Consider the following 233-nt stretch of genomic DNA (forward strand, 5'->3'; position numbering starts at 1 on the left):
TGCTTGTCCTTTTTGAGTCACCTACTTGTATTCGTCAATGCAAATGTTTCCACTTCACCGCAAGTTGCAAATCCCAATTTTGAATAAATAGGTTCGCCGCTTTTGGAAGCAACAAGATATACTGTCTCATATCCCATCTCCACGGTTTTGTTCAAAAGATATTGTGTCATGCTTTTTCCCAGCCCCTTTCCCCTAAAGGTAGGCAAGGTGCCGATCATATGAAAACCACAAAC

Annotated in this window: 1 protein-coding gene; it reads right to left on the minus strand. The window is 41.6% G+C overall.

The annotated features are described in order from the left end of the window. Positions 1 to 17: 17 nt before the first annotated feature. Positions 18 to 233 (minus strand): GNAT family N-acetyltransferase (locus tag ACRHNM_RS18295; RefSeq protein ID WP_431138048.1); only part of this gene is annotated, 216 nt, incomplete at its 5' end.

Source organism: Psychroserpens mesophilus (assembly GCF_050617655.1).
In the GTDB taxonomy this organism is placed as follows: Bacteria; Bacteroidota; Bacteroidia; order Flavobacteriales; family Flavobacteriaceae; genus Psychroserpens; species Psychroserpens mesophilus_A.